We start from the raw sequence: 21,638 nt of genomic DNA on the forward strand, positions 1-21,638 counted from the left end.
GGAGCAGCCTTACGGGGATGCTCTTTTTTTGTATTTAAAGAAGGTATAAGGACCACTAAAGCTCACCCAACGTCAAGAGCCTGAAGTTTCCTTTATGTTTTGGGTGGGAATTAGCCTTCTTTAACTGTATTTGGAAGGAAGTGTGAAGAGAATCGTAGAATTATTACATAGAGGAGTGGTTTTATGCCGACATGTCAAAATTGCCACCATGAATGGACATGGAGACAAACCTTTAAAAAACAGTGCCGGTTCAATAATAAAATGACCTGTCCATATTGTGGCGAAGAGCAATACATATCAGCAAAAACCCGCAGAAATATGGTTGGTTATTTGGTCCTAGTACCTTTCATTCTATTATGTGTAATGGCAGCCATCGACTTCTTAATCATCGATGTACCTGCAATGGCACTATACTTATCGAATGTTTCTGTTTTTGCTGCAATGATTTTCATTTCTCCATTTTTTTTGGAAGTGACGAACACCGAAGAACCTCTTTGGTGATTATAAACATAGAAGGTGAATTCTAAATGCTTGAAATGTTTTCGATTAACCTGACCCCATTCAACCAAGAGAGAAATGTACGGGTTTACCTCCCAAAATCCTATGATAATTTGGATCAACATTACCCAACCATGTACATGCATGATGGGAAGAATGTATTCCGGGACGAAGATGCGGCGGGTGGTAAATCATTGGAACTTGAAAATTATCTAGACGAGCACAATATTGACTTGATTGTGATCGGAATTGATCAGCCCTCAACATTTGAAGAGCGCGTCAACCAGTATTGTCCCTGGGTGAACGGGGAGTACTGTAAAACAAAATTTGGTGATGAGCGTGAACTTGGCGGTAAAGGCAAAGAGTACATCAAGTTCATTGTGAATGAACTGAAACCGCTCATCGACGAAAAGTACAGAACGAGGACGGATCATACTATGATGGCTGGAATTTCTCTAGGCGGGTTGATTTCTACATATGCCGCATGCATTTATCCAGGCATTTTCACCAAAGTCGCTGGGTTATCCTCGGGGTTTTGGCGCAACCAGGAAGAGATCGAATCTTTGATAAAAAAAGCGGATTTCTCCAAAATCGAAGGAATCTATCTCGATTGCGGCACGACGGAAACGAATGATGAGTATATCAATGCCGGGTTCCTCGATTCGAATCGACGCATTTATTCGCTGCTTGAAGAAAAGGTGTCCAATACAACTTTCAATGTAATAGATGAAGGAGAACATAACTACAACGCCTTCCAAAAAAGAGTGCCAGCATTCACCGGATTCATTCTTCAAGATCAGGTGAAAACAGAACTGCAATCTTAAAGCATTAAACGAAGCAATCAATGATAATCGGAAATCTTCTGGATATAACTGCATATTCATCTATCTTACAAGACAATGGGGTTGGATAATACCAACCTCATTTTTATATACAAGATTTTGTTATCAACATTTGATCATTCGACATCTGTACAGACGAGCGATAAGAGTGAGGATATTACAGAAATACAAGTCCCAAGCACAAATCTTTATTTATACCAGATATTACATTATAATAATTATAAAAAGATATTGATTTTTTCTTGATAAGTGATATCATTTGTTTTGTACTCAATTAATAGATGAGGTGATTGAAGAATGTGTAAGAATAAGAAGCATTTGACGACAAGCTGGGGTGCGCCAGTTGGGGACAACCAGAACTCGATCACGGCCGGTTCTCGTGGTCCGACGCTAATCCAGGATGTACACCTCCTTGAAAAATTAGCTCACTTTAACCGTGAACGTGTTCCGGAACGTGTTGTCCACGCGAAAGGGGCAGGTGCTCATGGTTATTTCGAAGTGACGAATGATGTGAGCAAATATACGAAAGCAGATTTCTTGTCTGAAGTAGGAAAGAAGACACCACTTTTCGTCCGATTCTCTACTGTTGCAGGAGAACACGGTTCTGCAGATTCAGTCCGCGATCCACGTGGTTTTGCAGTGAAATTTTATACCGAAGAAGGGAACTATGACCTGGTTGGAAACAATACACCAGTCTTTTTCATCCGTGATGCAATCAAGTTTCCTGATTTCATCCATACACAAAAGCGTCATCCGAAAACACACTTGAAGAACCCGAATGCGGTTTGGGATTTCTGGTCCCTTTCTCCAGAATCGTTACATCAGGTGACGATTCTCATGGCTGACCGAGGTATTCCGGCAACTTACCGTCATATGCACGGATTCGGAAGCCATACGTTCAAATGGGTCAATGCCGATGGAGACGGTGTCTGGGTGAAATATCACTTCAAAACACAGCAGGGAATCAAGAATCTGACAGAAGAGGTCGGGACGAAGATTGCTGGGGAAAACCCGGATTACCATACAGAGGATCTTTTCAATGCGATCGAGAATGGCGACTATCCTGAGTGGAAGCTTTATGTTCAGATCATGCCGCTGGAGGATGCAAACAGTTATCGCTGGGACCCGTTCGACGTGACGAAAGTCTGGTCCCAAAAGGATTACCCGTTGATTGAAGTCGGAAAAATGGTCTTGAACAAAAACCCGGAAAACTACTTTGCTGAAGTTGAACAAGCGACGTTCTCACCAGGGACACTCGTACCAGGAATTGATGTTTCTCCTGATAAAATGCTTCAGGGTCGATTGTTTGCTTACTCTGATGCACATCGTTACCGCGTGGGGGCGAACCACAACGCACTACCGATCAATCGCCCGAAAAACGAAGTGAACAACTATCAGCGTGATGGTCAAATGAGATTCGATGACAATGGCGGCGGTTCCGTTTATTACGAGCCGAACAGCCAGGGGGGACCAGGCGAATCTCCTGGAAATAAACAAGCAGCATACCCTGTATCTGGAGTGGCAGAAAGTGTTCCATATGACCACAACGACCATTACACTCAAGCAGGTAATCTATACCGCTTGATGGATGAAGGCGAGCGTGAACGGCTTGTGAAAAATATCGTCGACGCGATGTCCGGTGTTGAATCGGATGACATCAAGCTTCGTCAGATCCAGCATTTCTATAAAGCCGATCCTGAATACGGTGAAAAAGTCGCTCAAGGCTTAGGATTGGCAGTACCGCAAGAAGTTAAATGAAAAGGTGAGGTCAGAAGGATGACAAACGTGTCGTCCTTCTTTCTATTTGGATCTTTTCTAGTTGCTTTTGAGTCATTTTAAAAAACTCACATTGTGCAAATTGATTGAAGAGCAAGGTGCGAGACTCCTCGAAAATGAAAATCGCATTTTCTTCGTGTGATGTTACGCTGCTGAAGCTTTCCTTGTCCTGTGGGCTCACCGCATGCCCGCGGAAAACGATCATCCTGGAGCGGAAATCAATGAATTTTAAAGAAAACTTGGCGAGACCAAGCCTTTTGTAGGTCGAGCCTTAGTTGCCCTTATACTGAAGAAAGTATTTTATACTTTCTTTAAGTGAATATTTTATACTTAACCTATCTATTACGGATGGTATAATAAAAGTAAAATCGAAAGGAGGTTGGATTATGGAACAGGTTTTAAAACAAATATTGGATGAGTTAAAAGTGATGAAGACAGATATGAGTGAACTAAAATCGATGAAGACGGATATGACTGAATTGAAATCTGATATGAATGACTTAAAAGAAGGACAACATAGATTAGAAGTTGGTCAAGCTAGATTACAAAAGAACCTGATTGAAAGCCTGGGATCATATACAGATAAGATTATAGAGCATGTTGAGAATAAGACGGAAGTATTAAACAAAAGAGTATATCGCGTCGAATCAGAAATTGAACGATTGAGCAGATAATAGAGGACCTATATATAAACAAAGAAAAACTCAGAAACATTGCCTGAGTTTTCCCTGCAATACTTATTTAATCTGATCCCATAAAGATTTTAACGACTTTCTGTACATCTCTCCTCATTGGATCTCTTCCATCTCTACAGGGTTACCCTCCAACCATTGGTTAAAGTAGTCTTCGGTTTCAGGTCCGATGACTTTTATAAAAGCGGCTAGCATGTCTTCCTTCGTTGCAAATCCAAACTGTTTATTTTCATAGTAATAAGCGAGTGCTTCGTTCATTTTTTCCACACCGTACTCTTTTTCCAGGGTATTGAACATCTGTGGTCCAACTCCGTAGATGAGCGCAGCATAGAGCTCACTATCCTGGAATTCCGTTGTCGGACTTTCAATGGTGTGACCGTTCCTCGAGAGAGCAGGCAATTGTGCAGTTTTCTCTGCATATCGCTCCGCATGTTCAACCGCAAGACCTGGTTCATACTCTTTTAAAAATTGCAGTGTCGAATAGTTTGTCAGGCTTTCATCGAGCCATGGGGCTTCGATCGGGTTGTTCCCTACAACCGCATACCACCATTGATGAGCGATTTCATGCACAATGGTCGGAATGAAGAATTTTTCTCCCGTCTGGTAATAATCACTGTTGACGACTGTCATCCCTGGATATTCCATGCCCAAGAATGTACGAGGACCGGGAACCACGTCGAATTCTTCATAAGGATAGTCGCCGAATGATCTTTCAAAATGCTTAAAAGCTTCGACTGCAGCAGAGTGATAGGTTTCAAATCCTTCCTCCGAATCAGGTGTATACCAACTCCGGATGGTAATGCCATCAACTTCCTCACTTTTTACCTGATATGTCTGATCCATCACACACATCGCAAATTCCCGGACTTTTTCAGCTTCGAATTCATAGGTTTTCTTCGTTTCATATTCGATTGGTTCAGATGTCTCCACGCCCGTACTTGCAATTTGATATGCTTTCGGAAGGGTGACATTGACAGTATAATCCGCTGGTTCATAGTAGCCTGAGTCGCCGACTGGGTGAAACTCGTTCTTATACCATCCGTCATCTTCATACACAGCTCGGATCGGAAGCCAATTCGCAAAATAGATATTGTTTTCTGTATAGGAAAAGATCCCTTCATTGAATGGAACGGTGATATCGAATTCCATCGTCAGCTCAATGGTCTCGTTCTCTTTCCAGTTTTCAAGTGGGATTTCAAGTATCGTGTCTTCAAGAGTATAGTCAGTGACCGATCCATCAAGGGTGATTTTTGTAAAACCTAATCCGCCCGGTTCAGGTGCTGGACCTAAGTAATCACGCCAGCCTTCACTTGTCAATTTGTCAAGGTCATGAAACTTGTTACCGAGCACCTGAAAATAGATTTTATCCTGAGTCTTGCCAGTATCGTTCTTCGTATAAACTTTCATAGTCGCTTTAGCCGTTCTCTCATCAGGAAATACTTCAACGTCCACCTCATAAGCTGTATTCACATCTACCAGATCGGGCTTGGAGCTGAACACAGAAAGGAGATCCGTTCGATCCTCTGCAACATACAAAACGACGGCCAACCCCACTCCAATCATCCCGATAACCCATAAGATTTTTTTCATAAAAACCCCCAAATACATCTTTTTACATGTTTATCTAAGTATAATTTTCAACAGCTAGAAGATATTCCCTTTTCAAAATGAGTAAAGAATGTTTCATTGGCGAAAATTGTGGAAGAACTAGAATACTACATGATTAAAATATCCGATTCACAAGGAGACTCTATGTTTGATTTTGTCGTACAACTCATTAAAGATTTCGGGGTATGGGGATTGCTTGCAAGCCTTGCGTTAGAAGCATCGTCCATTCCATTTCCAGGAGGGCTGGTCACTCTTACCTTCGGCTACTTCCTCAACCTTTCCCTGACGGAGGTTTTCTCTTATTCTATGCTAGCTAGTGGTGTGTATACTGCGTTCAGTTTCATACCTTATGGAATCGGATATAAGCTCGAAGATAAATTGAAAGAGAAGACGAATGCTCGTAAAATCGAGAGGGCGCAGCGTTGGTTCCAAAAGTGCGGGATTTGGAGTATCGCTTTCACACGGCCGATCGGTCTTGGGAATTACATTTCGTATGTCGCCGGTGTCAGTAAAGTGAACCGGTTGAAGTTTTCGATCCTCACCCTAATCGGAATCCTTCCGTGGACTGCAACAATGCTGTGGCTCGGAAGTACAGGTAATCTGAAATCTGTGACAGGCTTTCTGGATGAATTTCAAATGTATGTGTTCATTGCCCTCGGTTTTGCTGTCAGCGGGTTTATCGTGTACCGTTATTATAAAAGGAAAAGCTGTTCTACCAAGGATATTGTAAAAGAATAGACATAAGAGAACCGTGCAGTGTGAAACTTGTACGGTTTTCGTATGAATGAATATGTTAAAATTTGGTTGAGGTGATGCTGTCATGATAAAAATACAATTGATCAAGCCAGAAGTTACATATGGATTAAGACAAAAGATTTTACGGCCGCAACAGACATTAGAAGAATGTAAGTATGCTAGCGATGCTTCTGAGGAGTCTTTTCATTTAGGTGCTTTTGCTAATGATGTGCTGATCAGCGTCGCGTCCTTTTATCAAGAAGATAATCCACAGATCACTGGAGAAAATCAATACAGGTTGAGAGGGATGGCCACAGTTGAAACGTCCCGAGGTCAAGGTGCAGGGCGTTCATTGATTGAGACTGCTGAAAAAGAATTGAGAGGGCGCGGTACAGAGGTCTGGTGGTGCAACGCTCGTACGACGGTGAGTGGATACTACGAAAAGATGGGCTTGAAATCTATCGGTGACATATTCGATATACATCCGATCGGACCTCATAAGTTGATGTACAAGAAAATAAAATAGGAGCGTGTTTATGGGCAGGGTAGTAATCTGGGTATTTTTCGGTTTTTTCATATTTTTCGTTGTCACAGGGATCCTATCGTTTTATAGCGGAAGCCCGATTCAACCTGGTTCTGCATTCATCGATGATCACGAAATCATTGATGAGCTGGAGGTGGATGTAACTGAAGAGATGATTGAAGAGATCAATTGGGAAGTCACTCCTGATTTTAAAACCGGCAATTATATGCTAAGGGGAATTGAAAAGAAGGTAGGTTTCATTGATACTGGATTCATTGCCAACCAGGGGAACAAATACATGTGGCATTTCTGGGGTGACCAGCTTGAAGGGAACTTGTCTGTCGTAGCGGTCAATGAAAACGAGCCTTATACCCTTGTACCAGCTTTAAGTAATGGGGAAGATACTTCCTTCATGTGGTCAACTTCAGAATTGGCAGGACCGAACAACAGAGCAGATGCACACTTACCCTCCAATATGGAATTGACAGAAACGGGAAAATGGGCACTGCTCGTATTCCTGGGAGACAACTACATCGATCATATCGTGGTCGAGGTGGAATAGGTCAGGTGTACAATGCATGTGTGAATTTTGGGTATTCTGTAAACCGGCAGTTTAACGGAGTGAATGGATGCGATAGATCTTCAACAATCGGGGCAGATTGTACAGTAGCAACACCTTTCAAGAAAATTGAATATTCGTGTTAAAATTCAGATGAAGATCAAAATGAAATTGGAGTGATGATTATGAAGCCTGTTAGCATACCTGATCTTTCAACAAGACCTTTTCATTTAACTGTAGAACGTATGATGGAAACACCACCAGATGTGCTCTTCCAAGCGTGGACAAACCAGTTTGACCGGTGGTTCGCGGTACCTGGGAGCGTAATTATGCAGGGAGAAGTAAACACTACCTTCTTTTTTGAAACTGAATTTGAAAATGAACGTCATCCTCATTACGGACGATTTCTGAAGCTTGAGCAAGACAGTCTCGTCGAAATAACGTGGGTAACTGGCGCCAGGGGGACGAAGGGAGCTGAGACCGTTGTTACAGTTGAACTTGAACAATGCGGCAATGGCACCCGAATACGCCTTACACACGCAGGGTTTCCAGATGAGGAATCAAAGGACCAGCATGAACAGGCATGGCCGTTTGTACTTGAACAGCTAGACAGGTGTATGATAGAACAGTCCCAGGGGTAAACTCGAACTGCACCTATTAAACTGAAATACTTTGTTTATAAAAGTAAAAAGTATGGTACATAAGAATGAACATCAGCATGAAAAAGGCGGAGCGTAAAATGTTTCCCATCCATGCGAGAAGCAGGAATCGTATTTATCTTAAGTAGACCTCTTTTTAAAAATAAGAGTTCTACTTTTTTATTTGGCTTTGTTAAACTTCCGGGTTGATTTCCGAATAGGAGGTTTGACTGAAGCGAAATTTGCGACACACCTTCGGGAAAAGCGCGCGAAGCGAGACCCCACAGAGAGGAACTCGCGAGGAGGCTCTCGGATCGCCCGCAGAAAGGGAGTGGATTTTGCAAAAATCAACATTGGAGAAAGAGTGTACGATAATTATATTGTGATAAAGGATAATTATTTATTGTAAAACGATAAATAATAACTTATAATTATAATGACAAAAACCAAGTGAGGTGGGTTCTATGAATCGAGGTTCAACAAATTTCTTAAAGGTGGTTGTTTTTCTGCTTGCAATTCCGATTCTCGGTTTGTGCTTCTATTGGTTACCATGGATTGCAATTGATGTATCAAAAAGTAATTGGGAGTTTGCCTATTTGGTGTATCCAGTCCTGATCGGTATGTATGCATCAGCGATTCCATTTTTCATGGCATTGTATCAGGCGTTCCAACTGCTGATTTATATGACCAGAAAAAAGCGTTCTCGGAATTGTCTGTAAGAGCTTTGAAGAATATCAAAACGTGTGCCACCACAATCAGTGTCTTGTATTTGCTTTCTATCTAGTTGGGGAGAAAGACGAGGCCCCAGGAGTCATCGTTATCGGTATGGTCCTTACGTTTGCACCAATGGTGATCGCTGTCTTTGCTGCAGTTCTCCAAAGGCTTTTACAAGAAGCCATCGATATAAAATCAGAAAATGATTTAACGGTCTGAGGTGAATGACATGGCGATTATTATCAATATCGATGTGATGCTGGCTAAAAGGAAAATGAGTGTGACAGAACTTTCCGAGAGGGTTGGAATAACGATGGCGAACCTTTCTATATTGAAAAACGGTAAAGCTAAAGCAGTTCGTTTTTCAACTTTAGAGGCGATTTGCGAAGCTTTAGAATGTCAGCCAGGTGATCTTTTAGAATATAAAAGTGAAAAAGAAGATCAGTAAAGAAGATTAATGGAGGCACAAATCATGAGTGCACTTAAACAATTCGTTCGTTTTGGTTGGGAGCAAGCCCTTTCCTGTTTGTTTCCTGTCGTCATTTTTGCTTCTCTGGCAATCACACAAATCGTACCGCTTCCCCTCCTGCCACGCTATGACTGGCTGCTCCTCATCTGTCTTTTGATGCAATGGTTGATGGTACGTACTGGACTTGAAACATGGGATGAATTGAAAGTTATCACATTGTTTCATATTATTGGGCTTGCACTTGAACTTTTCAAGGTGCATATGGGTTCCTGGTCTTATCCCGAGGAAGGGTATTCCAAATTTTTCGGGGTGCCTTTGTATAGTGGTTTCATGTACGCAAGTGTGGCGAGTTATCTTTGCCAGGCGTGGAGGAGGTTGAAGGTCCAATTGGTCAAGTGGCCACCATTTTGGATCGTTGTCTCTCTAGCAGCTGCAATCTATTTGAATTTTTTCACTCATCATTATTGGATGGATGTCCGGTGGTGGTTATCGGGACTTATAATCATTCTATTTTGGCAATCATATGTCACATATGCGGTTAATGGAAGTCGCTACAGAATGCCACTCGCACTTTCTTTTCTGCTTATCGGATTTTTTATATGGATAGCTGAAAATATCGCAACCTTCTTTGGAGCATGGCAATACCCGAATCAAAGAGAGGCATGGAGTCTTGTACATCTGGGGAAGGTGAGTTCATGGCTATTACTGGTGATTGTCAGCTTTCTTATAGTGGCGACATTAAAACAAGTTAAGGGGGAAGGTTCGGCTAAGGTTTCGCAAACTGGTCTTCCTGGAGACTATAAAAAGGGAACACTTTAAGCCTGCAAGTTCCCTTTTTATAGAGTGGGATTAAGAAAAAGCTGATTAACCCCTATAAACACTGTCGCAGGTCCCTGCTTCTGGTTCATAAAAACAATGTTTTTTAAATTGACCAGAAAAAGGTTGACCGTACCATGTTTGCGGACATGGACCATATGGATTGAAATACCAAAGGCCAAATTTCGCCGGGTGTTCCCTCCAATACTCCAAATTCTTCTTTGCTAATCTTTTCTCAGCAGTCCGCGCTCTGTTATAAAATACATTACCCTTTTGAACAGCTTCAAAAGAGTAATTTCCACCTTGTACTTGATAAATGACGTCATTAATTGATCTTACATCTTTAAAGTCTAAACAATCTGCTATAGCACGATTGACAATGATATTTCCTACATATAACATTCCTTGTTTTCCTTCACCTACGGCTTCTGCTCTCATCATCCTGGCCATTAAGTCGACGTCTGAATTCGTGTATTTTACTCTTCCCATTTTTATCACCCCAAGAATAGTGTATGAAAAAAGCCTATTTTGATTTCATTATTTCTAAATTAAGATTACATCGTTATAAAGGTACAACATGAGATCTGAGTGCGTGTTAACCTGGTTCTTCCCTTCATCGCGCATTCAGAACACCAATCTGGGGGTCTGTTAACCTGGTTTTACCTTCAATCATGCACTCGGAACACGAATCTATTAAAGACGATGACAAACCATTTTGAAATATAAAGGATTGCAATAAGTGACGAATCTAGCTAAAAATCCATCAGCTTTCGACAGGATTTTGTCATGTATTTACAGAAATAAAACAGGTGGTTGAAATACATATTGTTGGGGTTGTTTTGATGCGTAATTTTTGGATTGGAATCATTGCCCTCATCTTTTTGTCGATTGGAAATTGGTATGTTCAAAGCGGAGGTTTTGTCGATAAAAGTGATTTTGAGGAGGTTGTGGAGCATACCTTGAAATCTAAAGAAGGGCTTAAGGTCATCCATAAAAATAAGAATCAGGACTACGGTGTCGTCGTTTATCATGCAGAGGACGAAGAACTGAACGAACATCTGTACCTTGGTTTTTTCAAGAAAGCGGATGGAAAATGGCATTTAGAAGGGACTTCCATTTTCGATGGTGAATGGGGGATTGATTCTGTAAATGGTTCATGGATTTATTTTGGATTAGTTACTGAACCTTCTGTCAAAAAGATATTTGTCGGTGATGATCCGGTGCCACTTCGTTCTGTAGAAGGTTCACCTCGGTACTGGTACTATTTCGAGCCCAAGGGTTACAACTATCCGATCAATGGGATCCGTTCCGATGGCTCGGAATACTGGATAAAAGAAAAATAGAATGGAGAGAGCACATGCTGAAAGAAACGATTCAATCAAATGAAGACATTATGAAAATGCTCGATTCGATGCTGCGGGATGAAGCGGCTTTTTGGGATTCCTTTTATGAAGACAGAGAGAAAGGCATTCCGTTTTTCGTGAATGTTCCTGATGAAAACCTTGTGACGTATTTTAAAAAAGGTCTGGTCCAAGCAGGTCGCGTTTTGGAACTGGGTTGCGGGCCAGGGCGTAACGCGATTTATTTCGCCGAAAATGGATGCAAGGTGGATGCCATCGATCTTTCCGAAACAGCACTACAGTGGGCAAGTGAACGAGCGGGTGAAAAAAAGGTTGATATCCGTTTTATAAAAGGCAGTCTTTATGACCTTGAAATTGAAGCAGGTATATACGACATCATTTACGACTCGGGCTGTTTTCATCACGTGCCACCACACCGAAGGCTCACCTTTCTGGCACTTGTCCAAAAAGCGTTGAAGCCTGGTGGCGAGTTTGCCATCACTTGTTTTGCAGCAGGAGAGATGGGTGCAGAGATTTCTGACTGGGAAGTTTATCGGCAACGCAGTATGAAAGGTGGACTTGGTTATACCGATGAAAGGCTGAAAGAGATTTTCACTGATTTCGAACTGATCGAACTTCGGAAAATGAAGGAAATCCAACAGCCCGCCCATACTTTTGGTGTTCCGTTTTTATGGACAGGTCTTTTTCGAAAGAAAGGAGGATAACGATGAATATACGTTCGATTGAGGAATCAGATGCGGAATCTTTTTTAAAATTGCAGCAACAATTGGATACCGAAACCGAGTTCATGATGTTCGAGCCCGGCGAGCGGGACATGGATTTGGATTATAGGAAAAAGAGTGTCAGACGCTATATCGAGGACCCGCGATCTGCTGTTTGGGTTCTTGAAAAAGAAGAGAGACTCGTCGGATTCCTTGCTGCCTTTGGGAATAAACCAAGACGCATCCAGCACCGGGCATATCTTGTGGTCGGGATTTTACAGGAAGAAGCGGGACAAGGATACGGGACGAAATTGTTCACAGAGCTTGACCGATGGGCGAAGGAAGTGGAGATCCATCGCCTTGAACTGACTGTCATGATACATAATGAAGCAGGTATCGCCCTGTATAAAAAGATGGGATTTGAAGTGGAAGGGGTAAAACGTGATGCCATGCGCATCAATGGTAACTATGTCGATGAATATTACATGGCGAAGTTGATATCAATGGATCAGGGGGATCTATGAAACTTAAATTATTGCTTATCATAATGATTATCTTAGGGATAGGGGTATATTCCTTTTTCCATATGACTGAGGAGTCCGTCGAAAAAGCGGTATCCAAAGAGATCGCAGAGACTGGGTATGATCGTTCGAAGGATCCTTATGAACTTGTCGAAGTGCCTGACTCGGATTATTATCTAGCGATTTACAATGATCCGAATCAAATGCTGGTGATGAATGTACGCAGCTTATGGGTAGGTTATGCCGCTTCGATCGATTCAGGTATAAACCTTTATGATCACATCAAAAAGGGCAGTGACCATTTCTACAATAACAAGCTGACCTTTGGGACAGTTGAAATCCCTGAAGGCAAAATAGCAACGATCGATGGCGAACCGGTCCTGACCCTGGCACTGGGCGAGTATTTCAAAGATACGAAATTTCACGCTGATTATAAGAATCTATATTTCTATCATTTAAAAACCCCGAAAGAAGTAAATGCGGGCATGTTCGAAACCATCGTCGAGGTGGAATGATAGATGAGTATGACATTTCTATTATTAACCGGATTGATCATCATTTACTTAGTCATAATAAATCGCTCAAATCTATATCAAGCTGTACCATCTCAATTCAAAATCATTGAAACGGTCAGTAAGAAACAATGGTTCAAGAACCCATGGTGGAGCGGGCTCTTATTGTTCTTGATCAATGCAGTTTATTTCGGATTGACCGGTTTGGTCCTGTTTTTGCTTCTCAATTTGATGATTCCCTATTTACATCTCATCATCATGCTGACAGCTATCATCATCAGCATTTTGACATGGATGGCGATAAGCCAGGCATGGGAAGGCAAGAGAAGTGATCGGTTGATCATGAGTTTGGTAGGAAGCAGCTTTTATGGTGCATTGGCATTCTATTTCTTGTGGGGCTTTCTGCATGTCGAACCTACTTATCCGGGTGAGGATTCCTTCATGAGAGCCATAGGATGGATGATGGGGCTTATTGTTGCGGGGACAGCGTTCATCACATGCTTCTCTTTTACAACTTTTTCGAAACGAAAAGGAATGAAGGGATGAAAGAAGGAATTAACTTCCAATCAACGAATGTAGTATGTGGAAAATAAAATAGGGAGTTGATGAGATGAAAGATGAAAGACTCGTACGTTTAGCGGATACGTTGGTGAACCATTCGCTTGAATTGCAAAAAGACCAGGCGGTGCTGATCACCGGTAGTGTAGTGGCAAAGCCTCTGATGAAAGAAATCATCCGGGAAGTATACAAGGTTGGAGGTAAACCCTTCCTGGAGCTGCAAGATGACGAATTGACTGTCGAAATTGCAAAGTCATCAAGCGAAGCATCGGTTGAAATTTTAAAAGGATGGTTAGAGAAGAAAATTGAGGATGTCGATGCGCTCATACATATCCGGGCAATCAACAATGATTCTGAAATGTCTGAAGTTCCGTCTGAAGTGATGCAGTTACATGGAAAAGTGATGAAACCGGTTCATGATGTATTGACCAATCAACGGAACTGGGTGCTGCTCGATTACCCGACTTCTGCGGGGGCACAAAAAGCGAAAATGGGTACTGAGCGCTATGAAGATTATGTATTTGAAGTATGTGGGATCGATTATGAAATGCTTGCGGAAAGACAAAAAGCTCTTCAAAATCTGATGGAGCGAACAGAAAAAGTCCGGATCGTCGCACCGAATACGGATCTAACTTTTTCAATCAAAGATATTCCAGTGGTCGCAAGCCATGGTAAACGGAATATTCCAGACGGTGAAATTTTCACCGCTCCGGTCAGGGACAGTGTGAATGGAACGATCACTTACAATACGCCTTGTCCTTATCGTGGTGTCACCTATAACAATGTGTCCTTGACTTTGAAGGATGGCAAAATCATTGAGGCGGTGGCAGATAATACAGAAAAGCTGAACGAAATTCTGGACTCGGATGAAGGGGCTCGTTATATCGGAGAGTTTGCGATCGGGATGAACCCATTGATCAATACGCCTGTAGGAAATATTCTATTTGATGAAAAAATCAATGGCAGCATTCACTTTACACCTGGTCTTGCGTATGACTCAGCCGATAATGGAAACCGCTCGATGGTCCACTGGGATATGGTGTTGATTCTAAGGAAGGAATTCGGAGGCGGGGAGCTTTATTTCGACGATCAACTGATTCAAAAGGATGGATTGTTCGTACTTGATGAATTAAAGCCATTGAACCCAGATCAATTATTGGAAAAAGAAGAAAAAGTGCACGCATAAGCTTCGGATTTTGCGTTTTGGCCTACTGACAGCCTTCGTCAGTAGGTTTTTTGTATTTAAAAAGGAAGAATTGCTCGCAATTCTTTCCATATTTGAGTGTTTAGGGGGTGCTTTCGGTCATCTTGAACAATTTCGGGGCTATCTTGAACAAAACTGAGGCTATCTTGAACAATTTCGGGGGCATCTTGTACAAAAATGAAGCCATCTTGAACATTTTGGTAAAATAGACCCGCACCTTAACATATAATTCTAACTTGGACTCCTCCTAGCACCAACTTATTCCGAGGTAGTCTTTTTATATTAAATAAGGAAGAATTGCTCGCATTTCTTTCCATAATTGATGTTGACGTTGGTTGAGCAATCAAAGGAGAATCGCCCTGCATAGGAAATTGTACTTTTCCCCTCACACGTAATTCCCCCCTTAAAAAGCAATAAAAATGGCAAAAAATGACGTCCCCCGCTCATGATCAGCACCCCACACACCACCCTCATTCTACTTTTTCAAATTTATAGGTTGATACTCATATCGAATACGAGCCTAGCAAAATCACCTGAATTGATAGACTAGTATCCTCAATCACTATGCTCATCAGGGTTCCCCAGTTCTTTTTTTCCTCTTTCATGAGTCAAAAACACCTCTAGCAAACAACCATTTTTCGATAATTAGACGGACAACCATACCGTATATTGCCCCACAACATATAATGCAAGGACAAGCGAGGTCAAAACCAAAATATTAGGAGGAAAAGAAGTATGACAATTTCGCGTAAAAAAGTCAAATCTTTGATTGGACTTTGGGTAAAGGTCAACATTGGAGGACCAGAATCCAAAGAAGGCCATCTATTAGGTGTTACAGATGAGTATTTAGCTCTTCTGCATAAGGATGTCGTTATTTATTACCAATTGTGTCATGTCAAGAGTGTCTCGATCACGACAACAAAACTTGGCAAATTATCACGTTGTGCTCATTTCATCGATGACTGCACGTTTGAAGAGCTTTTAAAAGAATTGAAGCATCACAAAGTGAAAATCAACCGTGGAGGACCTGAAAGCATCGAAGGCGTTTTAAGTGAAGTTCATAAAGACCACATCGAGCTTACTGTCGGAGACAAAATCTTGTTCCTTACAATCCACCACATCAAGAGTATCAGTAAAGTTGTTAAGAAATCATCTGGCAAGAAGTCTTCTGGAAAGAAATCTTCAGGCAAAAAGTCATCCGGAAAGAAATCTGATGGAAAAAAATCATCTGGAAAAAAATCTGACGGCAAGAAATCATCTGGAAAAAAATCTTCTGGTAAGAAGTCTTCTGGAAAATCTTCATGTAAAAAGTCTTCTGGAAAGAAATCCTCTGGTAAGAAGTCATCCGGTAAATGTGATCGCGTTTCTGATGCGGTCAAGAAAGCTCACAAACACGGAAATGACAAATATATGTGGAACGATCCATATGGATCATCTGGAAAATGTTCTTCATCAGGCAGAAAGTCACATGACAAGAAGTCGAGACATTCTAGGAAGTCTTGCCTGACAAGCTTGGAGAAACAAGGCTGGATTAAACTTTAGTCCACAATAATTACTTCGATTTATACGATTGAGAAAGTGTACAGGCTTTCTCAATCCTCGGGGGCAACAAATGCTTAGCCAAGCGTCCTACTTGGCTAGCGTCGTTTCCCTGCACATAAAAAGGAAAAGCATTCATCACGAAAAAGTGAAAGGAGGAGATAAGGATGCTAGTAACATTGTTTATTCTTTTCAACGGTTGGATTCTTTATCTGTTGATGAAACCGGCTGAAGAAAGCGTACTACAACAGTTTGAAGCAGATGATGCACACCGACAAGTCGAAGTTGCCTCCTTACATCATGGAAAAAAGATCATAGAGGTTGATGCTGATCCTTTTAATAATGGCGATGACGGGGCGAGGAAATATGAGTAATCCTTTCATCCTTCTACCCATATTCATTTTTACTGTAACAATATTCGTAATGCTGTGGAAACCTGGCAGAATCAACGAAACCATTCCAACAACGATCGGGGCTATCCTTTTTTTACTCATAGGTGTCGTACCATTATCGGATCTGTTATCGATTTTCAATATCGTCAGTGGAGCAGCGATCACCATCCTTTCCTCAATCGTCATGTCAATCATTCTAGAAAGCTTGGGATTCTTCAATTGGGTCGCGTACAATCTTGTAAACCGGGCAAAACAATCAGGACTCAAGCTTTTCATTTATACGACAGCACTCTGTTTTGCAATGACGCTCTTTTTCAACAATGATGGCAGTATTCTGATCACAACCCCGATCATCATCAAGACTGTGAACATGCTTAATTTGAAGAATCACCAGAAAATCGCGTACCTCTTGCCAGGGGCTTTAATCGCAACAGCTGCAAGTGCACCTATTGCTGTCAGCAACATCGCAAACCTGATTGCACTGAAGATCGTTGGCCTCGACATAAACAGCTACGTAACACTGATGTTCGTCCCCTCCATGATCGGGATCATGACCATTGCACTTCTCTTGTATCTATATTTCAGGAAAGATATTCCGAAAACTCTTCCCAATCTGAAAATGAATTTCAGGAATTATGACGATACGAACCGCTCATTACCGCATCCACTATCTTTGCAGTCCGCTTCACCACCAGTAGATTGGGGTTTGTTCAAAATTTGTATGGGGATCATTATCGCAACACGCGCTGCTTTTTTCCTGCTGACACCGTTCGGCATTTCGTTGGAGTTGATTGCCATTATCGGAGCGATCGCATTAATCGCGGTCCGCTGGTATAAAGCAAAAGTCGGCGTTAACGATGTTGTCAAAAAGACGCCATGGCATATTCTATTATTTGCATTCAGTATGTATATCCTGGTCTACGGTTTGAAAAACATCGGACTCAACGAAATCCTGGTCCACCACCTTTATGAGGTCGTGCAACAGGATCGGTTATCGGCCATTTTTGCAATGGGTGGTCTGTTGACAGTGCTGTCGAATACCTTCAACAATCTCCCTGCAGTGATGATCGGGACCTTGACTTTGACAGAGATGAACCTAGACATTCATACGCTCCAGGTGGCATATCTCGCCAATATACTCGGCAGCGATATCGGAGCGCTTTTAACCCCGGTAGGAACTCTGGCTACATTGCTCTGGATGTTCATTTTAAGGGAACATAAGATCCACATCAGCTGGAAGCAATACACGAAGATCGCATTCATTGTCATACCTTTAGGGTTCTTCATCAGCTTATTAAGCTTGTATTACTGGACGAACTGGATTTTCGGGTAAGGCGATTTTCATATCACGATATCTCTGCTTTCAGAATGAAAAAAAGGCAGAGGTATCAATTTCAACTAAAAGGAGGAGGAACATCATGAATAAATATCAGCATTACGTTGGCGAAACCGTCGAGCTGACCTTAAGCGGAAAAATAAAAAAGAAAGGAATCCTGATTGACACCGGATCGAACATCGTCGTCATTTTTGACGGAAAAGACTACATTTATGTGCCTTTGGTTCATGTGCACCATCTTCACTTCAACTGTGAGGATGAAGAGGAAATAGCGGAACCGAAAGAAGTACCGATATGGAACGAAGAGGAAGATACGATATCGCTTCGTAAAATCCTGAACAATGCAAAAGGGATTTTCACAGAGATTTTCGTAACGAGCAACCAATCGGTCCATGGGTATGTCATGAACGTCATGAATGATTACTTCACGTTTTTCTCACCCGTTCATAAGACACTCTATATTCCATTACAGCATTTAAAGTGGCTGATTCCTTATAATCATCAGCATAGACCTTATTCATTAGACAGCACCGAGCTTCCTCTGACCCCTGCCAACGTTCCTTCATCACGCACATTTGAAGAGCAATGCAAGCGTCATATTGGCAAGGTCACTGTGTTTGATCTTGGCATGCACCCCTATAAAATCGGAAAGCTCGTCAATATTGAAAACGGTCAGCTTGAAGTCGTCATCGCTCGTAATCAAACGATCTATATCAACATACAGCACATCAAAACAGTCCAATTTCCATAGAGTGAAGTCCCAGAAACTTTTCTACTTAAATGTCCAATTTGAAGTAGAAAAGTTACATAAAAAAGGGAATAATAATGATCATGGTGAGGGAAATACTCTTTATGATGGGAGTGTGGATAAAATGAGCATGGTCATGACAGAGAATGAACTCACATTAGCGATCATCCAATCATTGAAGGATGGGAAAAAGGTCACCTTCCAGGTTTTGATGGAAGAGCTGCAGCCATATGATGTCGCACAACAATTCATTCATCTACCGCCGAAACATCAAAATAAATTTCTTATCTACTTGTCGCTTGAACAACTGACAGATTTGATGCAAGAACTGAATAAGGAAAATCAGTTAGAGGTTTTGCAAAAGCTTGGCATTGAAAAATCGACTCAAGTTCTTGATTTGATGGAAAATGATGACCTGGCTACATTACTAAGCGATCTCGATCCAGAAAAAATCGAGGAATTGTTATCTGAAATGAAAGATGAGGAATCTGAGGTTGTTCAAAATCTTATGAACTACCCGCCAGAGACTGCCGGCCGGATCATGAATAACCGGTATGTTTGGATTCCAAGGCGTTATACAGTGAGAGATACCGTTGACAAGCTGAAGCATTTTGCTGAACTCGCTGAATATCTCAATTATCTCTATGTCATTGATGAAGAGAAAAAGCTTGTCGGAGTCGTTTCCTATAAAGATCTATTGTTGGCAGATCTATACGATAAGATTGAAGATATCATGTATAGTCGTGTGGTAAAAGTCGATGTACATACTGACCAGGAAGAAGTTGCGAAAATCATCAGCCGATATGATTTCGTCACGATTCCAGTCATTGAAGCAGATGATAAGCTTGTCGGAGTCGTTACGGTGGATGATATCATTGATGTCGTCATCAGTGAAGCGAATGAAGACATCGAAAAGCTTTCCGCTTCCGGTAAAGCGATTGATTTCAACACAAGACCTTTGGTTGCTGCTTATCGTCGGCTTCCATGGTTGATCCTTTTGTTATTCATCGGGCTGATTTCAGGGAGTATCATAAGTGGTTTTGAAGCAACCCTTGAACAAGTGGTAGCATTGACATTTTTCATGCCGATGATTGCAGGTATGACTGGAAACACGGGGACACAATCTCTGGCAGTGGTGGTAAGAGGATTAGTATCACAAGATCTTGAATTGAAATCAGGTATCAAATTGATCTTCCGTGAGCTCTGGGTCGGACTGATCATCGGTATCATATGTGGTATTTTGATTTCAATCATCGCTTATATCTGGCGTGATAATTTCGTTTTGGGACTTGTTGTAGGGAGCTCGTTGGTGCTCACGTTGATCATAGGGACCTTAGCGGGTACGATCATTCCTCTGATCTTGTACAAGCTGAAAATCGATCCTGCTGTAGCTTCAGGACCTTTGATCACTACAATCAATGATATATTGTCATTACTGATTTACTTTGGAATAGCTACTGCTTTCATCACAAGGCTTTCTTAAATATAAGAGGAAAAGTTGGCTGGAAAAATCATTCAAGCCAACCTTTTGTTTGGTTTTTTATCAAAATTAGAAAAATCACAGCAAATCCGACAGGTGAGCCTTCAGATAACGGTTGCGTTCTTTAATATAGCCCAAAATGAATTCAGGTTCGCTTTGGAAATACTTCAAGGTCCTCTTCAGATGAGGATCTTTTTTTACGTGCGGCTCGAGCTGCCGGTACATCCTGCTGATGTTCTTACCGAGGTAATCGGTCGTGAACTGGTTTTCAAGAATCTTTTTCAAAATGAGGTAGTATTGGTTCCGGAATGCGGACACATCGAGAAGGCGTGCTGTCAATGTGTTGTAGCCATCGATCGGAATGTAGTCGTACTCCATCTCGTCACCATGGATATCCCGCCCAAACGTTGCGTCATAGTCCCATGGGATCACCTCGAAAATACCTGTGTCACTGCGGCGGTACAGCGCATAGTTGTGAATGAAACCGTCGAAGTTCTGTGTGCAAACCACACCAGCAAGCCATCGTAAGTATTTATCGACATCCAGATAACGTTGGATTTCCGATTCAAAATTCCTCTGAGAAATCGTGTTGATTTGATAGACGAATTTCCCTAGTGCAGCGGTATCTGCGTCATCCCCTTCTTTTCGGCTGTAGCCGGATTCGAAGCGGCGCTTGATATCCTCCAGGATCGGACTCATCAATGAGAAATTTGCATTGTCATTTTCTGCATAAAAAATCGGGCCTTTTGGCAGATTCCTGCTTTTCAGAAAATAGCGATCCACAGATTCAAGCTGTAAATAAACCCCTTGAAACTCGCCATTGATCGTCAACAGAACGTGATTCGATTTAGGTGATAAAACACCGATCGAGTTGAAGAAATCAAGGGAAAGTTTATTTCGGATCAGTGATTTGTCAATGTATTCCGCATTCAGATGAAGTTCTTTAATCCCTGACGTCACCTTCGGAAAAATGAATTGATAGGATTTCTTCGAGACCTTGCGGATGTGGGCTCCGCGATAAAGCAATTGGATCTCATACTTGTTATCTCCGACGATCAATTCAGCATCCACTGGATCCTCAGACCAGACGTCCTTTAGGAAATGTTTGTAAACATCATCATCTATGTGAATTTCATAGCTCGGAATGTCTCTGTTGCTGCTCATCCAATCTTCCTTTACACGTTTTTCCTTCATGGCACAAATCAGCTTAAGGCGCGCCATATTTTCTTGTTTCCCTTTAACACTATATGAAAATGGTTGGAATATGTACCTGTTTATAAGAGTGCATGATGGGGTATCCATATTTGACTCGCAATTTCATCATACAGAAATTGGAAGTGTGTATTTGTCGAAAATACACGAAACACTTCGAAAACTATAAAAAATTTATCTTCCCGTAAGTTGATGATTCTGGTA

At 41.7% G+C, this 21,638-nt stretch carries 24 protein-coding genes and 1 pseudogene; 22 read left to right on the top strand and 3 right to left on the bottom strand.

What is annotated here, in order from left to right:
• The first annotated feature begins 183 nt into the window (after positions 1–183).
• The 4 genes from N8M93_RS11910 to N8M93_RS11925 all read left to right on the top strand — a co-directional run bounded on the left by N8M93_RS11910 (position 184) and on the right by N8M93_RS11925 (position 3,790).
• Positions 184–501, top strand: a complete 318-nt coding sequence (locus N8M93_RS11910) for a TIGR04104 family putative zinc finger protein (protein WP_261132109.1) — start codon at positions 184–186, stop codon at positions 499–501.
• 26 nt (positions 502–527) lie between these two features.
• Complete coding sequence (locus N8M93_RS11915) at positions 528–1,322, top strand: alpha/beta hydrolase (protein ID WP_261132111.1); 795 nt, start codon at positions 528–530, stop codon at positions 1,320–1,322.
• A gap of 315 nt (positions 1,323–1,637) precedes the next feature.
• Positions 1,638–3,098, top strand: a complete 1,461-nt coding sequence (gene katA / locus N8M93_RS11920; RefSeq protein ID WP_261132112.1) for a catalase KatA — start codon at positions 1,638–1,640, stop codon at positions 3,096–3,098.
• 404 nt (positions 3,099–3,502) lie between these two features.
• Entirely contained in the window at positions 3,503–3,790 is a 288-nt protein-coding gene (locus N8M93_RS11925) for a hypothetical protein (protein WP_261132114.1), read from the top strand.
• Between the two features lie 114 nt (positions 3,791–3,904).
• Here the strand turns inward: N8M93_RS11925 and N8M93_RS11930 are convergent, their stop codons facing one another.
• Positions 3,905–5,398 (bottom strand): M1 family metallopeptidase, encoded by a 1,494-nt coding sequence (locus tag N8M93_RS11930; protein WP_261132116.1) that lies wholly within the window; start codon positions 5,396–5,398, stop codon positions 3,905–3,907.
• A gap of 162 nt (positions 5,399–5,560) precedes the next feature.
• On the opposite strand from N8M93_RS11930, the gene N8M93_RS11935 reads away from it, so the two are divergent.
• The 7 genes and pseudogenes from N8M93_RS11935 to N8M93_RS11965 all read left to right on the top strand — a co-directional run bounded on the left by N8M93_RS11935 (position 5,561) and on the right by N8M93_RS11965 (position 9,873).
• A complete protein-coding gene (locus N8M93_RS11935) occupies positions 5,561–6,154 on the top strand; it encodes a DedA family protein (RefSeq protein ID WP_261132118.1) in 594 nt (197 codons plus the stop codon).
• An 82-nt stretch (positions 6,155–6,236) separates the two neighbouring features.
• Positions 6,237–6,677 carry a GNAT family N-acetyltransferase gene (locus tag N8M93_RS11940; protein WP_261132120.1) on the top strand — a complete coding sequence of 147 codons (441 nt, stop codon included), beginning with the start codon at positions 6,237–6,239 and terminating at the stop codon, positions 6,675–6,677.
• 10 nt (positions 6,678–6,687) lie between these two features.
• On the top strand, positions 6,688–7,236 hold the full coding sequence (locus tag N8M93_RS11945; protein ID WP_261132123.1) for a DUF4871 domain-containing protein: 549 nt from the start codon (positions 6,688–6,690) through the stop codon (positions 7,234–7,236).
• Between the two features lie 182 nt (positions 7,237–7,418).
• Positions 7,419–7,874, top strand: a complete 456-nt coding sequence (locus N8M93_RS11950) for an SRPBCC domain-containing protein (protein WP_396125553.1) — start codon at positions 7,419–7,421, stop codon at positions 7,872–7,874.
• 461 nt (positions 7,875–8,335) lie between these two features.
• Positions 8,336–8,804: pseudogene (locus N8M93_RS11955) on the top strand (DUF2975 domain-containing protein).
• 10 nt (positions 8,805–8,814) lie between these two features.
• Entirely contained in the window at positions 8,815–9,033 is a 219-nt protein-coding gene (locus N8M93_RS11960) for a helix-turn-helix transcriptional regulator (protein ID WP_261132124.1), read from the top strand.
• Between the two features lie 24 nt (positions 9,034–9,057).
• Positions 9,058–9,873 carry a DUF817 domain-containing protein gene (locus tag N8M93_RS11965; protein WP_261132126.1) on the top strand — a complete coding sequence of 272 codons (816 nt, stop codon included), beginning with the start codon at positions 9,058–9,060 and terminating at the stop codon, positions 9,871–9,873.
• Between the two features lie 45 nt (positions 9,874–9,918).
• Here N8M93_RS11965 and N8M93_RS11970 read toward each other — a convergent pair whose 3' ends face one another.
• A complete protein-coding gene (locus N8M93_RS11970) occupies positions 9,919–10,359 on the bottom strand; it encodes a cell wall hydrolase (RefSeq protein WP_261132128.1) in 441 nt (146 codons plus the stop codon).
• A 353-nt stretch (positions 10,360–10,712) separates the two neighbouring features.
• On the opposite strand from N8M93_RS11970, the gene N8M93_RS11975 reads away from it, so the two are divergent.
• The 11 genes from N8M93_RS11975 to mgtE all read left to right on the top strand — a co-directional run bounded on the left by N8M93_RS11975 (position 10,713) and on the right by mgtE (position 20,225).
• On the top strand, positions 10,713–11,213 hold the full coding sequence (locus tag N8M93_RS11975; RefSeq protein ID WP_261132130.1) for a hypothetical protein: 501 nt from the start codon (positions 10,713–10,715) through the stop codon (positions 11,211–11,213).
• Between the two features lie 17 nt (positions 11,214–11,230).
• Positions 11,231–11,935 carry a bifunctional 2-polyprenyl-6-hydroxyphenol methylase/3-demethylubiquinol 3-O-methyltransferase UbiG gene (locus N8M93_RS11980; protein WP_261132164.1) on the top strand — a complete coding sequence of 235 codons (705 nt, stop codon included), beginning with the start codon at positions 11,231–11,233 and terminating at the stop codon, positions 11,933–11,935.
• 2 nt (positions 11,936–11,937) lie between these two features.
• A complete protein-coding gene (locus tag N8M93_RS11985) occupies positions 11,938–12,456 on the top strand; it encodes a GNAT family N-acetyltransferase (protein ID WP_261132132.1) in 519 nt (172 codons plus the stop codon).
• Positions 12,453–12,968 carry a hypothetical protein gene (locus tag N8M93_RS11990; protein ID WP_261132134.1) on the top strand — a complete coding sequence of 172 codons (516 nt, stop codon included), beginning with the start codon at positions 12,453–12,455 and terminating at the stop codon, positions 12,966–12,968. Before N8M93_RS11985 ends, N8M93_RS11990 begins: the two co-directional genes overlap by 4 nt.
• A 3-nt stretch (positions 12,969–12,971) precedes the next feature.
• Positions 12,972–13,511: a hypothetical protein gene (locus N8M93_RS11995; protein WP_261132136.1), complete on the top strand. Its 540-nt coding sequence runs from the start codon at positions 12,972–12,974 to the stop codon at positions 13,509–13,511.
• Between the two features lie 64 nt (positions 13,512–13,575).
• Positions 13,576–14,709: an aminopeptidase gene (locus N8M93_RS12000; RefSeq protein ID WP_261132138.1), complete on the top strand. Its 1,134-nt coding sequence runs from the start codon at positions 13,576–13,578 to the stop codon at positions 14,707–14,709.
• Positions 14,710–15,462: 753 nt separating this feature from the next.
• On the top strand, positions 15,463–16,269 hold the full coding sequence (locus N8M93_RS12005) for a YuzF family protein (protein WP_261132140.1): 807 nt from the start codon (positions 15,463–15,465) through the stop codon (positions 16,267–16,269).
• Between the two features lie 164 nt (positions 16,270–16,433).
• Positions 16,434–16,640 (top strand): hypothetical protein, encoded by a 207-nt coding sequence (locus N8M93_RS12010; RefSeq protein ID WP_261132142.1) that lies wholly within the window; start codon positions 16,434–16,436, stop codon positions 16,638–16,640.
• A complete protein-coding gene (locus tag N8M93_RS12015; protein ID WP_261132145.1) occupies positions 16,633–17,991 on the top strand; it encodes an arsenic transporter in 1,359 nt (452 codons plus the stop codon). The genes N8M93_RS12010 and N8M93_RS12015 overlap by 8 nt, the downstream gene beginning before the upstream one ends.
• A gap of 85 nt (positions 17,992–18,076) precedes the next feature.
• On the top strand, positions 18,077–18,745 hold the full coding sequence (locus N8M93_RS12020) for a DUF2642 domain-containing protein (protein WP_261132147.1): 669 nt from the start codon (positions 18,077–18,079) through the stop codon (positions 18,743–18,745).
• A 121-nt stretch (positions 18,746–18,866) separates the two neighbouring features.
• A complete protein-coding gene (gene mgtE / locus N8M93_RS12025; RefSeq protein WP_261132149.1) occupies positions 18,867–20,225 on the top strand; it encodes a magnesium transporter in 1,359 nt (452 codons plus the stop codon).
• Between the two features lie 75 nt (positions 20,226–20,300).
• On the opposite strand, the gene N8M93_RS12030 is transcribed toward mgtE, so the two are convergent.
• A complete protein-coding gene (locus N8M93_RS12030) occupies positions 20,301–21,386 on the bottom strand; it encodes a CotH kinase family protein (protein ID WP_261132151.1) in 1,086 nt (361 codons plus the stop codon).
• Positions 21,387–21,638: the final 252 nt, after the last annotated feature.

The organism is Bacillus sp. Marseille-Q3570 (genome assembly GCF_946151055.1).
Classification (GTDB): Bacteria; Bacillota; Bacilli; order Bacillales; family Fictibacillaceae; genus Pseudalkalibacillus.